The following is a 12810-nucleotide window of genomic DNA, read 5'->3' on the forward strand; positions in this document are numbered from 1 at the left end:
TATAATCATCGGCTGTTTTCCGCCAAGGCCCCGCCCGTGTACGACACCCTGTTCGTCCTCTCCCAGTACCTGCTGCCCAAGAAGGCGCTGACACGGCTGACGGGCTGGCTGGCCGGGCGGCGCGCCGGCCAGGCCACCACGTGGACGATCCGCCGCTTCATCGGCCGCTACGGGGTGGACATGAGCGAAGCGGCCAATCCCGATCCGGCCGCCTACCCGAGCTTCAACGATTTCTTCACCCGCGCCCTGCGCGACGACGCCCGGCCGCTGGCCGACGCCGAGCTGCTGTGCCCGGTGGACGGCGCCATCAGCCAGTTCGGTCCGATCAAGCGCGGCCACCTGTTCCAGGCCAAGGGCCATGAGTACAGCGCCACCGCCCTGGTCGGCGGCGATCATCAGCTCGCCGAACGCTTCGCCGACGGCCTGTTCGCCACCCTCTACCTGAGCCCGCGCGACTACCACCGCGTCCACATGCCCTGCGACGGCACCCTGCGCGAGATGATCTACGTGCCCGGCGAACTGTTCTCGGTGAATCCGGTGACGGCGCGCAACATCCCCGGCCTGTTCGCCCGCAACGAGCGCGTGGTGTGCGTGTTCGATGGCGCCGAGGGCCCGTTCGTGATGGTGCTGGTGGGCGCCACCATCGTCGGCAGCATGGCCACCGTGTGGCATGGCGTGGTCAATCCGCCGCGGCGGCCCGAGATCACCAAGTGGCGCTACGACGCGGGCGAGGTGCGCCTCGCGCGCGGCGAGGAGATGGGGCGCTTCCAGCTCGGCTCGACGGTGGTGCTGCTGTTCCCGGCCGGCCGCTTCCACTTCAACCCGGCCTGGCATCCGGCGGCGGCGGTGCGCATGGGCGAAGCCATGAGCGCCGCCCCGGTCGAGGCGCAGGACTCCGGTCGGTAGCCCCTAGACGCCGAGCCAGCGCGGCAGCTCGTCGAGCTGCCGGATCTGGCCGTCCGGCGTGGCTGGCAGACGCTCGGCCGCCTGGCCGAAGCGGTTGCACCACAGCACCTGAAAGCCGAAGGCCTTGGCCGAGTAGGCGTCCCAGCTGTTGGACGACAGAAAGCAGATGCGCTCGACCGGCACCCCGAAGTGCATCCCGGCCAGGCCATAGACCTTCGGGTGGGGCTTGAACACGCCCACCGCCTCGACCGAGAGCACCGCATCGAGCAGCGGCGCCAATCCGGCGTTGTTCACCGCCGCCTCCAGCATGGCGGGCGAGCCGTTGGAGAGGATCGCGGTCTTCAGCCCGGCGGCGCGCAACGCCCGCAGGGTCGGCACCACCTCCGCATAGGCGGCGATGCGCAGGTACAGCGCCATGAGCCGGTCGCGCAGGCCGGGCTGCTCGATGCCCAGCGTGGCCAGCGACACGTCGAGCGCATCGCCGGTCACCTGCCAGAAATCCGCATGATGGCCCGCCAAGCCCCGCAGCCAGGTGTATTGCAGCTGCTTGCTGCGCCACAGCTCCGACAGCGCCGCCCAGCGCTCGCCCAGTTCGGCCTGCGCGCCGCGCGCCACGCTCGACACATCGAACAGCGTGCCGTACGCGTCGAACACGCACACCTCGATGCCCTGCAGCCTGCCCCCTTCCGCCATGGCGTCCTCCCGGTGCTCGTCCACTCATCTGAAGCTTAGACGCTGCACCGGCGCTGCCAACGCGGTATCGTTGCGCCCATGCCCATCCGCTACGTCGAACCCGTCTATCGTCCGCCCAGCGAGGCGCGCTCGCTGATCCTCCCGGTCACCGACGGCTGCTCGTGGAACCGATGCACCTTCTGCGAGATGTACACCGCGCCGCAGAAGGCCTTCCGCGCGCGTGACGAGGACGAGGTGATGGGGGCCATCCGCGACACCGGCGCGCGCCACGGCGCCGCCGTCCAGCGCGTCTTCCTCGCCGACGGCGACGCCCTGGTGCTGCCCACCCGGCGCCTGCTCGCCATCCTCGAGGCCATCCACACCCATCTGCCCGGGGTGCGTCGCATCTCCAGCTACTGCCTGCCGCGCAACCTGCGCAAGAAGCCCCAGGCGGAGCTCGACGCGCTCGCCGCGGCCGGCCTGACGCTGGTCTACGTGGGCGCCGAGTCGGGTGATGACACGGTGCTGGCACGCGTCAGCAAAGGCGAGACCTTCGACACCACCCGCGCGGCCCTCGACAAGCTCGGCACGGCAGGCATCAGCCGCTCGGTGATGATCCTCAACGGCCTCGGCGGGCGCACCCTCAGCGAGGCCCACGCGGACCACTCCGCCCGGCTCATGAACCTCACCCAGCCGGAGTACCTGTCCACCCTGGTGGTGAGCTTTCCCCTCGGCGAGGCGCGCTTGCGCGCCGGCTTTCCGGACTGGCAGCCGCTCGACCAGGCCGGCCTGTTCCGCGAAATGGAACACTTCCTCGACGGGCTCGAGTTGAAGCGCACCGTGTTCCGCTCCGACCATGCGAGCAACTGGCTGGTGCTCAAGGGCACGCTGGGGGCCGACAAGGCCCGCCTCCTGGCCCAGGTGCGCGCCGCGATCGCCGCGCCCGGAGCGGCGAATCTGCGCCCCGACTGGGCGCGCGGCCTTTGACCGCCGGCACGTTGACACGGCCCGGCCATTTGGCGAACGTAGTATGTTCGCCGCGCCAGCCCGTCGGCCCACCGTCCCCTCGACCATGACCCTGCCACCCGATCCGTCCGGCCATCACCCCGCCCCCGAACCGGCCGGGAGCCCCGATGCGCCCGCCCTGTGGGTGGTCGATCTGGCAACGCTTCGGTTCATCGACGTCGACACCGCCGCCGTGGCGCGCTTCGGCTATCGCCGCGACGATTTCCTGGCGACGACGCTCGAGGCGCTCACCGCTCGCGCCGACATCCCGCTGCTGCAGGCACATCTGGCGCAGCTGGCGGACACCGGCGAAGCCTGCGGGCGCTGGCGCGTGCGCACCCATGGCGGCACCGAGCTCGAGGTCGAGTGCCGCGCCCATGTCACCCAGCTGGGCGACGGCGCGGTGGCGATCTCGACGGTGTGGAACCGGACCGCCCCCCCGCAGGGCAGCCTCGGCGGCGATCCGCAACGCCAGCTCGACGAGCGCCTCGAGAAGACCGCCGCCTCGGTCCCCGGCCTGATCTGCTCCTTCCGCCTGCATCCCGACGGGCATGCCAGCATGCCCCTGGCCAGCGCCGCCATCGAGGATCTCTACGGCCTGCGTGCCGAGGAGGTGGCCGAGGACGCCGCGCCCCTGTTCGCGCTCATCCACCCCGACGACCTGCCGCAGGTGAACGCGAGCGTCGCCGAGTCGGCGCGCACCATGCAGCCCTGGCACGACTGCTTCCGCCTCAGGCACCCACGCAAGGGCGAACGCTGGTTCGAAGGCCACTCGCTGCCCGTGCACGAGCCCGACGGCGGCATCCTCTGGCACGGCTACATCCAGGACATCACCGAGCGACGCCGGGTGGAGACGGCGCTGCGCGAGTCCGAGGCCTATTGCCGGCTGCTGCTCACCCATGCGCCGGACGGCATCTTCATCGTCGATGCCGACGGGCGCCACGTGGTCGACGCGAACACCGCCGCCTGCCGCATGCTGGGCCTGAGCCGGGCGGCCCTGCTGACCCGGACCACGGCGGATCTGGTCGTCGCCGACGACATCCCGCGCATCGGTGCCGAAGTCGAGCGCATCAAGGGCGGCGGGGTGAGCACCAGCCTCTGGCACCTGCGCCGCGCCGACGGCAGCGTGTTCGAGGGCGAGGCCACCTGCACCATGTTGCCGGACGGGCGCCTGCATGCCGTCCTGCGCGACATCTCGGAACGCCGTCAGGTGGAGGCGGCGCTGCGCGAGAGCGAGTCGCGCCTGGGCCAGGCGCAGAGCATCGCCCACCTGGGTGACTGGCACCTGGATCTGGCCCGCGACGTGCTCACCTGGTCGGACGAGGCCTACCGCATCTTCGGCATCGCCCCGGGCACGCCGCTGACGCTCGCGGCGTTCATCGACCGTGTCCACCCCGACGACCGCGCCCGCCTGCTCGCCGCCTGGGACAATGCGGTGACCCACGGCACCGCCTACGACCTGGCGCATCGCATCGTCGTCGACGGCCGCATCAAATGGGTGCGCGAACGGGCCGAAGTGCGCCTCGATGCCGATGGCCGCGCCGAAGTGGGCTTCGGCATCGTCCAGGACATCACCGAAATGAAGCAGGCCGAGGAGCAGCTGCGCATCGCCGCGGTCGCCTTCGAGGCCCGCGACGGCATGATGGTCACCGATGCCCGTGGCGTCATCCTGCGGGTCAATCTCGCCTTCACCGAGATCACCGGCTACCACGCCGACGAAGCCATCGGGCAGACCCCGGCGATCCTGCATTCGGGGCGCCACGGGGCCGACTTCTACCGCACCCTGTGGGAAGCGATCCGCCACGAGGGCCACTGGCAGGGCGAGATCTGGAACCGGCGCAAGGACGGCAGCGTGTATCCCGAGTGGCTGGCCATTTCCGCCATCCGCGACGACGCGGGCACCGTCACCCACTACCTCGGCATGTTCTCCGACATCAGCGACCCGCGCGAGACCCAGCGCAAGCTCGTCGAGCTGGCCTACTACGACGCGCTCACCGGCCTGCCCAACCGGCGCCTGCTCACCGACCGCCTCGAGCGGGTCGTGGCCGGCGCCCGGCCCGACGGCCAGTTCAGCGCCGTGCTGCTGGCGGACCTGGACCAGTTCAAGACCCTCAACGACACCCGTGGCCACGACCTGGGCGACCAGCTCCTGGTGGAGGTGGCGCAACGGCTGCGCCGTGCGCTGCGCAAGACCGACACCGCCGCCCGCTTCAGCGGCGACGAGTTCGTGATCCTGTTGCAGGAGCTGGGCAGCGACGAGTTCGTCGCCGCCAGCCGCGCCGAGGCGATGGCGGCGCAGATCCACGCCGCCATCGCCGAGCCGCTCGCGCTCAACGGCATCGCCTGCCACACCACCCTGAGCGTCGGCATCACCCTGTTTCGCGACCAGGACAACGCGGTGGAGACCCTGCTGCGCCAGGCGGACCTGGCGCTGAACCAGGCCAAGGACGCCGGACGCGATACCCACCGCTTCTACAACCCGGCCATGCAGGCCGCCATGGAGCAGCGCGCCGCGCTCGAGGACGGCCTGCGCCGTGCGCTGGCGCAGGACGAGCTGCGGGTGCACTACCAGCCCCAGGTGGACGAGCACGGCGTGCTGATGGGCGCCGAGGCGCTGCTGCGCTGGCAGCCGCCGGACCGCCCCATGGTCTCGCCGGGCGCGTTCATCCCGGTGGCCGAGGCGACCGGCCTCATCGTGCCCATCGGCCACTGGGTGCTCGACACCGTCTGCGCCCGGCTGTCCGAGTGGGCGCGGCACCCGACGCTGGGCCGGCTGCAGGTGGCGGTCAACATCAGCGCCCGCCAGTTCCGCCAGCCCGATTTCGTCGACCAGGTGCGCGAGACGATCGGGCGCCACGGCATCGACGCCACCCGGCTCAAGTTCGAACTGACCGAAAGCGTGGTGCTCGACGACGTGGACCAGGTCATCCACACCATGGGCGCGCTCAAGGCGCTCGGGCTGGCCTTCTCCATCGACGACTTCGGCACCGGCTACTCGTCGCTCGCCTACCTCAAACGCCTGCCGCTCGACCAGCTCAAGATCGATCAGGGCTTCGTGTTCGGCATCCCCGACGACGCGGACGACTGCGCCATCGCCCGCGCCGTCATCGCCCTGGGCCACAGCCTGCGCCTGCAGGTGATCGCCGAGGGGGTGGAAACCCCGGCGCAGCGCGCCTTCCTCGCCCGCCATGGCTGCCTGGCCTACCAGGGCTACCTGTTCGGCGCCCCCGGCCCGGCAGAGGCCCTCGAAGCGCTCGCGTACGCCGGCTGAACCGGCGACGGCCGGCCGCGTCTGCGCCGGCGATGAAACTTTTGTGCGTCGCACGAATCGATCTTGGTGTCGGGCCGCCGACCCGACCCGCGCCCCGCCGATCGCGGGGCACTTCCGGACCCAAGAACAATGAAACGCACCGACGCATATGCGGCCCAGGGCGTCACCCAGACCGTAGAAGAACTGCAGGTCAGCCTCGCGCAGGGGCTGGCGGGCGACGAAGCCGCCCGCCGACTGGACCGGATCGGTCCGAATGAAATCGCCACCCGGGAAGAGACCCTGCTGCACCGCATCGGGCGGCGCTTCTGGGGGCCGATTCCGTGGATGATCGAGCTGGCGGCGATCCTCTCCGCCGCGGTGGGCAAGTGGGACGACTTCGGCATCATCCTGGTGATGCTGTTCATCAACGTGTTCCTCGATTTCTTCCAGGAACACCGCGCGCTCAACGCCCTCAAGGCGCTGCAGGCGGGGCTGGCCAAGTCGGCGCGGGTGCGCCGCGACGGCGCCTTCAAGAGCCTGCCGGTGCGCGAGCTGGTGCCGGGCGACATCGTCAAGCTGCGCCTCGGCGAGATCGTGCCCGCCGACATCCAGCTGGCCGAGGGCGACTTCCTCATGGTCGATCAGTCCTCCCTCACCGGCGAATCGCTGCCGGTGAGCCGCAAGCACGGCGAGGTGATCTACGCCAACACCATCGTCAAGCAGGGCGAGATGCTCGGGGTGGTGGTCAATACCGGCATGAACACCGACTTCTCCGGCGTGGTGGCGCTGGTGGCGCAGGCGCAGCTGGCCTCGCGCAGCCACTTCCAGGAAATGGTGATGCAGATCGGGCGCTTCCTGATCCTGGTCACCGTGCTGCTGGTGATGCTGATCGTGCTGGTGGCCCTGTTCCGTCACCAGCCCATGCTCGAGATCCTGCGCTTCGCCCTGGTGCTGGCGGTGGCGGCCATTCCGGTGGCGCTGCCGGCGGTGCTGTCGGTGACCATGGCGGTGGGGGCGGTGAACCTGGCGCGCAAGCGCGCCATCGTCTCGCGCCTGACCGCCATCGAGGAGCTGGCCGGGGTGGACGTCTTCTGCTCCGACAAGACCGGCACCCTCACCCGCAACGAGATGACGGTGGTCACTCCGGTGGTGCTCGACGGCCATGACGAGCGCGAGCTGTTCGAGGTGGCGGCGCTGGCCTCGCGGCTGGAGAACCAGGACCCGATCGAACTGCCGATCTTCCACTACCTGGACACCCACTTCGACGGCGGCGAGCTGACCCGCTACACGAGCGCCGACTTCAAGCCCTTCGACCCCATCGGCAAGCACACCGCGGCCACCGTCGACTGCGACGCGGGCCGCTTCACCGCGCTCAAGGGCGCTCCCCAGGTGCTCATCGCCATGGCCGCGCTGGACGAGACCGCCGCCCAGGGCCTGAGCGAAACCGTGGACCAGCTGGCCGCGCGCGGCTACCGCACCCTGGCGGTGGGCCGGCGTGCCGGCGAGGGTGACGGACCGGTCGAGCTGGTCGGCCTGATCCCCCTGCAGGACCCGCCCCGCGACGATTCGCGCACGGTGATCGACGAGATGCATGAGAACGGCGTGCGGGTGAAGATGATCACCGGCGACAACCTCGCCATCGCGCGCGAGATCGGCCGCCTGCTCGGGCTCGAGGAGCAGGCGATCCGCTCGGCGCAGCTGTCGGGCGCGGCGGGCAGCGAGCTCATGGACCTGATCGAGGTGCTCGCCGGCGCCATCCACCACCGCCTCGATGGCACGGCGGCGCTGGCCGAGAGCCGCGCCTTCGCGAAGGACGTGATCGACGAGGTGCGCAAGCGCTTCGACACCCGGCTCATCGAGCGCGAGTTCCTGCACACCCACGAGTCGGCCATCGTCGAGATGATCGAGTCGGTGGACATCTTTGCCGAGGTGGTGCCCGAGGACAAATACCGCATCGTCGACACCCTGCAGAAGGGCGGCCACATCGTCGCCATGACCGGCGACGGGGTGAACGACGCCCCCGCGCTCAAGAAGGCCGACTGCGGCTTCGCGGTGTCCAACGCCACCGACGCGGCGCGCGCGGCGGCGGACATCATCCTCACCGCGCCGGGGCTGTCGGTGATCAACGACGCGGTCAAGCAGGCGCGCATCACCTTCGAGCGCATGAAGAGCTACGCCACCTTCCGCATCGCCGAGACCATGCGCATCATCCTGTTCATGGCGCTGTCGATCCTGGTGTTCGACTTCTATCCGATCACGCCGCTGATGATCATCCTGCTGGCGCTGCTCAACGACATCCCCATCCTCACCATCGCTTACGACCACACCCGGGTGCAGGGCTCGCCGGTGCGCTGGAACATGAAGGAGCTGCTCACCCTCTCCAGCCTGCTGGGCCTGACCGGGGTGGTGTTCTCCTTCCTGCTGTTCTTCCTGCTCGAGGAATGGGGCGTGCCGCGCGGCGAGATCCAGACCTGGCTGTTCCTCAAGCTCATCGTCGCCGGCCATTTCACCCTCTACATCACCCGCGCGCCCGGCTGGTTCTGGCAGCGGCCTTATCCGGCGCCGATCCTGTTCGCGGCCACCTTCGGCACCGAACTGCTCGGCACCCTGTTCGCCGCCGAGGGCTGGTTCATGGCCCCGATCGGCTGGCAGGGCGCGGCGCTGGTGTGGGCCTACGCGCTCACCGAGCTGGTGATCAGCGACGTGGTCAAGACCGTCGCGGTGCGCACCCTGCTGCAACCGACACCGCCGACCGGCAAACGCGGCGCGCAGCCGCGCCCGCTGCAGCCCCAACAGGAGCCTTCCGCATGAACACCCCGACCCGCCCGCGCCTGGCGCAACACGAGAACAGCGTCCCCTTCTTCTGGCCCTTCACCGCCGCCGCGGCGCTGGTGGAGGCCGGCGAGACCCTGGTGGCACGCAACCTCGACTTCGCCCTGGAGGCGGAAAAGATCGACTTCGGCCTGCATCCGGGCTTCGCCACCGCCAACCGGGTGCGGCTCGACCTGCACACCCTGCGCCTGCGCGATTTTTCCGCCGCCGACGCCACCGGCATTCCCACCCTGGTCGACGCCCCCTACGCCGGCCACAGTTCCACCATCGCCGACTATCACAAGGGCCAGAGCCTGGTCGAGACGCTGCTGGCCAACGGCGTGGAGCGGGTGCTGGTCACCGACTGGAAGAGCGCCACGCCCGACATGAAAGACTATGACATCGACCACTACCTGGCTGAGCTGCTGGTGTGCGTGGACGACCTGGGCGGGCGGGTCAATCTGGTCGGCCTGTGCCAGGGCGGCTGGATGAGCGCCATGCTCGCGGCGCGCTTCCCCGACAAGGTCAATCGTCTGGTGCTGGCCGGCTCGCCCATCGACACCGACGCCGGCCACGGCCCCATCCGCGAGTTGGCCCACACCCTGCCGACCTCGTTCTACGAGGAGCTGGTCGACATGGGCGGCGGACTCATGGAAGGACGCTTCATGCTCCAGGGCTGGAAGGCCATGCACCCGGGCGCCCAGTACGTGCAGAAGTACCTCGACCTCTACGAGCACATGCAGGACCCGGCCTATGTCAGCAAGACCGAGGCCTTCGAGGCCTGGTACGAGAACCCGATCGATCTGCCGGGGCGCTGGTATCTGCAGGCCATCACCCAGCTGTTCAAGGAAAACCGCCTCGCCAAGGGCGAGTTCGTCGGCCTGGGGCGGACGCTGACGCTGGACGACATCACCTGTCCGGCCTATCTGCTCGCCGGCGAGGCGGACGACATCACCACCGCCGAGCAGGTGTTCGCCGCCCGCGCACTGCTCGGCACCCCGCAGGACCGGATCGTCAGCACCCTCGCCCCGGGCGGGCACATCGGCCTGTTCATGGGCGCGCGCACCCTCACCGACACCTGGCCGGGGATCGCGCGCTGGCTGGCCGCGCCCTGAACGGCGTTCAGAACGGCACCTCGCGCTCGAAGCGGCGCGGCGTGCGCCAGCGCGGATGGATGATGTCGAGGCGCGCCGCATGCAGATGCAGGCGCCCGAAACGTGCGGCGCTGTCGGCCGGCGCGTAGAGCGGATCGCCCAGAATCGGGTGCCCCAGGCTCATCAGATGCACCCGCAGCTGGTGGGTGCGCCCGGTGACCGGCTTGAGCGCCAGGCGCGTCACCGGCGCGCCCGCCACCTCGAGGCGCTCCAGCACACGGTAGCGGGTCAGGGCGCGCCGCCCGTGCACCGGGTCGACCCGCTGGTAGGGGTTGCGGTCGGGCTCGGGCGCCAGTGGCAGGTCGATCTCGCCCGCCTCGTCGGTCACATGCCCGTGCACCAGTGCCTGATACTCCTTGCCCACCATGCGTTCGCGGAAGCTGTGGTTCATGCGCCGCAGCATCTCGGCGCTGCGCGCGAACAGCACCAGCCCCGAGGTCGCTTCGTCGAGCCGGTGCACGATGCGGGCATCGGCATGGCGGGCGCGGATGCGGGCCGCGAGGCAGTCCTTGCGCCCCTCGCCCCCGGCCGGGATCGAACGCAGCCCCGCCGGCTTGTCGGCGACGACGAGATCGGCATCGACGAAGACGATGGCCGGCGCGAGATCGGAGGAGGGCACAAGGATCACGGCATAGCGCTGGAAACGGGGTCGGCACGGGCCACGCACGGCCCGCAGGGCGGTCGTGGACTGCCGACCTTATACACCCGCCGCGCCGATCAGGCGGCGTCGGCGTCTTCGGGCGCTGGCGGCGACACGTTCCGGAGCAGCTCCTCGACCCGGTCCGCGAGCAGGCCCGGCTTGAACGGCTTGAGCAGATAGCCCTGGATGCCGACCTTGAGCAGACGGTTGACCACCGCCTTGTCGCCATCGGAGGTGAGCATGATCACCGGGGTACGGTCGCCGCGCCCGCGCAGGGCGGTGAGGAATTCCTCGCCGTTCATGCCCGGCATGGAGATGTCGCAGATGATGACGTCGGCCGGCAGGGTGTCCTGCATCTCGAGCCCCTGATGGCCGTCCGAAGCCTCGTGCAGGATCACGTCCAGATCCCGCAACGCCGACTTGACGAAACCGCGGATCACCGCCACATCGTCCACCACCATCACCCGCCTGCTTGCCATCCGTCGCCTCGCCCGAGGATTCACGCCCAGTCCTCATTATCGGCGCGATTCGGCCGAGCTTGACCGCATCGGGTCACTTCCTTCCGCGGCCCGCCTGCCGCATCATGCGTCCATGGCTTATCAACACAGCTTCCCTGTTTCCACGCCCGGCCGTGGCACCCAGGACATCACCGACCGGGTCGCCGCGGTGGTGCGCGACAGCGGCATCGCCACCGGCCTGTGTCATGTGTTCGTGTGCCACACCAGCTGCTCGCTGACCCTCACCGAAAACGCCGACCCGGACGTGCGCCGCGATCTGGAGACCATCCTCGGCCGCCTCGCCCCCGACGGCGATCCGGCCTACGCCCACGACCTGGAAGGGCCGGACGACATGGCCGCGCATGCCCGCAGCGTGCTCACCGACACCGGCCTGACCGTGCCGGTGAGCAATGGGCGCCTGGCCCTGGGCACCTGGCAGGGCCTCTTCCTGTGGGAACATCGCACCGGCGGCTCGACGCGCCGTATCGTGGTCACGGTGCTGGGCTGAACGCCTCCACCCGCAGCAGCTGACGCACCTTCGCGTCCGGCGCGATCAGCTCCGCCAGGGTGACGCCGTCGAGCGAGGCCAGAAAGGCCTGCAGCGCGGCATGCAGCGCGCCCTTGAGGCGGCAGCGGGAGGTCAGCAGGCAGTTCGACTGGCTGCCGAAGCACTCCACCAGCTCGAAGCCCGGCTCCATGCGGCGCACGATGTCGCCCACCACGATGCGCTCGGGCGGGCGCGCCAGGCGCAGGCCGCCGCCCTTGCCGCGGGCGCCGTCCACGATGCCGTCCGCCACCAGGCGGTTGACGATCTTCATCAGGTGGCTGCGCGAGATGTCGAAGGCCTCGGCCACCTCCTTGATGGTCACCCGCCGCTCCGGGCAGGCGCCCAGGTAGATCAGCAGGCGCAGGGCGTAGTCGGTGTGCTGGGTGATGTTCATGCTCGGGCTCCCTCGGCCGGGCCGTGACGGCCCGTGCGTGGGCATGGTGCCACAAAAGATGCATTTCTGTTGACTCTTTTAAAGATTCACATAAAATGCATCTTAAAGACCTCGACCCCAGGAGCCCGCCATGCAACGCGATCCCCGTCTCGTCCCGCTGTCCCGCGAACACCACGCCGCCCTGCGCCTGGGGCGACAGCTGATCAACGGTGGTGCGAGCATGGCCCTGGGCGCGCAGCGCGCCGAGCTGGCGGCCCACTTCGCCGAGGAGGAGCGCAGCCTCGCGCCCCTGCTCGAGACCCACGGCGAACACGCCCTCGCGGCCCGCCTGCGGGCCGAGCACCGGCAGCTCGAGGCCCTGTTCGCGGCCGCCGAGCGCGGCGAGCGCGAGGCCGAGGCCGGCCGCGCCCTGATCGACCATGTGCGCTTCGAGGAACGGGAACTGTTCCCGGCGGTCGAGGCCTGCTTCGACGGGGTGCTGACATGACCCATGTGGTGACCGAAGCCTGCATCCGCTGCAAATACACCGACTGCGTCGACGTCTGCCCGGTCGACGCCTTCCGCGAGGGCACCAACTTCCTCGTCATCGATCCGGACGAATGCATCGACTGCACCCTGTGCATCCCCGAGTGCCCGGTGGAGGCCATCGTGCCGGAAGACGAACTGACCGAGCAGCAGCGCGACTACCTCGAGCTCAACGCCGTGCTGGCACGCCAGTGGCCGCGCATCGTCGCCCGCCACCCCCCCCTGCCCAAGGCCGACACCTGGGCCGCGGTGACCGACAAGCGCGCCTGGCTCGACACCGATCCCCCCTCGACGACAGCGCCCGCGCCAGACGGGCACACCGCCGAGGTACGCCCCCTGACCCCGACAGAACCCGCCCGGGACACCCCCGAGCCCGACCCCGCCGGCGAGCCGCCGGACACCCTTGCCG

At 70.0% G+C, this 12810-nt stretch carries 11 protein-coding genes and 1 pseudogene; 8 read left to right on the top strand and 4 right to left on the bottom strand.

What is annotated here, in order from left to right; all coding sequences use genetic code 11:
• The first annotated feature begins 36 nt into the window (after window positions 1-36).
• Entirely contained in the window at window positions 37-906 is an 870-nt protein-coding gene (asd, locus tag G3580_RS19345; RefSeq protein ID WP_173768335.1) for an archaetidylserine decarboxylase, read from the top strand.
• A 3-nt stretch (window positions 907-909) separates the two neighbouring features.
• Here the strand turns inward: asd and G3580_RS19350 are convergent, their stop codons facing one another.
• A complete protein-coding gene (locus tag G3580_RS19350; protein WP_173768337.1) occupies window positions 910-1599 on the bottom strand; it encodes a haloacid dehalogenase type II in 690 nt (229 codons plus the stop codon).
• 78 nt (window positions 1600-1677) lie between these two features.
• Between G3580_RS19350 and G3580_RS19355 the strand changes: the two genes are divergently transcribed.
• The 4 genes from G3580_RS19355 (at window position 1678) to G3580_RS19370 (ending at window position 9759) form a co-directional block, all read left to right on the top strand.
• Window positions 1678-2565, top strand: a complete 888-nt coding sequence (locus G3580_RS19355) for a radical SAM protein (protein WP_173768339.1) — start codon at window positions 1678-1680, stop codon at window positions 2563-2565.
• A gap of 43 nt (window positions 2566-2608) precedes the next feature.
• Entirely contained in the window at window positions 2609-5854 is a 3246-nt protein-coding gene (locus G3580_RS19360; RefSeq protein WP_173768340.1) for an EAL domain-containing protein, read from the top strand.
• Between the two features lie 129 nt (window positions 5855-5983).
• Window positions 5984-8644, top strand: a complete 2661-nt coding sequence (locus G3580_RS19365; RefSeq protein ID WP_173768342.1) for a plasma-membrane proton-efflux P-type ATPase — start codon at window positions 5984-5986, stop codon at window positions 8642-8644.
• Window positions 8641-9759, top strand: a complete 1119-nt coding sequence (locus G3580_RS19370) for an alpha/beta fold hydrolase (RefSeq protein ID WP_173768344.1) — start codon at window positions 8641-8643, stop codon at window positions 9757-9759. The genes G3580_RS19365 and G3580_RS19370 overlap by 4 nt, the downstream gene beginning before the upstream one ends.
• 7 nt (window positions 9760-9766) lie before the next feature.
• Here G3580_RS19370 and G3580_RS19375 read toward each other — a convergent pair whose 3' ends face one another.
• Window positions 9767-10426, bottom strand: a complete 660-nt coding sequence (locus tag G3580_RS19375) for an RluA family pseudouridine synthase (protein WP_228720722.1) — start codon at window positions 10424-10426, stop codon at window positions 9767-9769.
• Between the two features lie 89 nt (window positions 10427-10515).
• Window positions 10516-10917, bottom strand: a complete 402-nt coding sequence (locus G3580_RS19380) for a response regulator (protein ID WP_173768347.1) — start codon at window positions 10915-10917, stop codon at window positions 10516-10518.
• Between the two features lie 112 nt (window positions 10918-11029).
• On the opposite strand from G3580_RS19380, the gene G3580_RS19385 reads away from it, so the two are divergent.
• Entirely contained in the window at window positions 11030-11443 is a 414-nt protein-coding gene (locus G3580_RS19385) for a secondary thiamine-phosphate synthase enzyme YjbQ (protein ID WP_173768349.1), read from the top strand.
• Here the strand turns inward: G3580_RS19385 and G3580_RS19390 are convergent.
• Window positions 11427-11876 carry an Rrf2 family transcriptional regulator gene (locus G3580_RS19390; RefSeq protein ID WP_173768351.1) on the bottom strand — a complete coding sequence of 150 codons (450 nt, stop codon included), beginning with the start codon at window positions 11874-11876 and terminating at the stop codon, window positions 11427-11429. The two genes, G3580_RS19385 and G3580_RS19390, sit on opposite strands and share 17 nt — an antisense overlap.
• 130 nt (window positions 11877-12006) lie before the next feature.
• On the opposite strand from G3580_RS19390, the gene G3580_RS19395 reads away from it, so the two are divergent.
• Together G3580_RS19395 and fdxA are read left to right on the top strand one after the other, a co-directional pair.
• Entirely contained in the window at window positions 12007-12363 is a 357-nt protein-coding gene (locus G3580_RS19395) for a hemerythrin domain-containing protein (protein ID WP_173768353.1), read from the top strand.
• Window positions 12360-12680: pseudogene (fdxA, locus tag G3580_RS19400) on the top strand (ferredoxin FdxA); the annotation flags it as partial. The gene G3580_RS19395 and the pseudogene fdxA, both read left to right, overlap by 4 nt.
• Window positions 12681-12810 lie beyond the last annotated feature (130 nt).

Origin of the sequence: Nitrogeniibacter mangrovi (assembly GCF_010983895.1) — a bacterium.
Classification (GTDB): domain Bacteria; phylum Pseudomonadota; class Gammaproteobacteria; order Burkholderiales; family Rhodocyclaceae; genus Nitrogeniibacter; species Nitrogeniibacter mangrovi.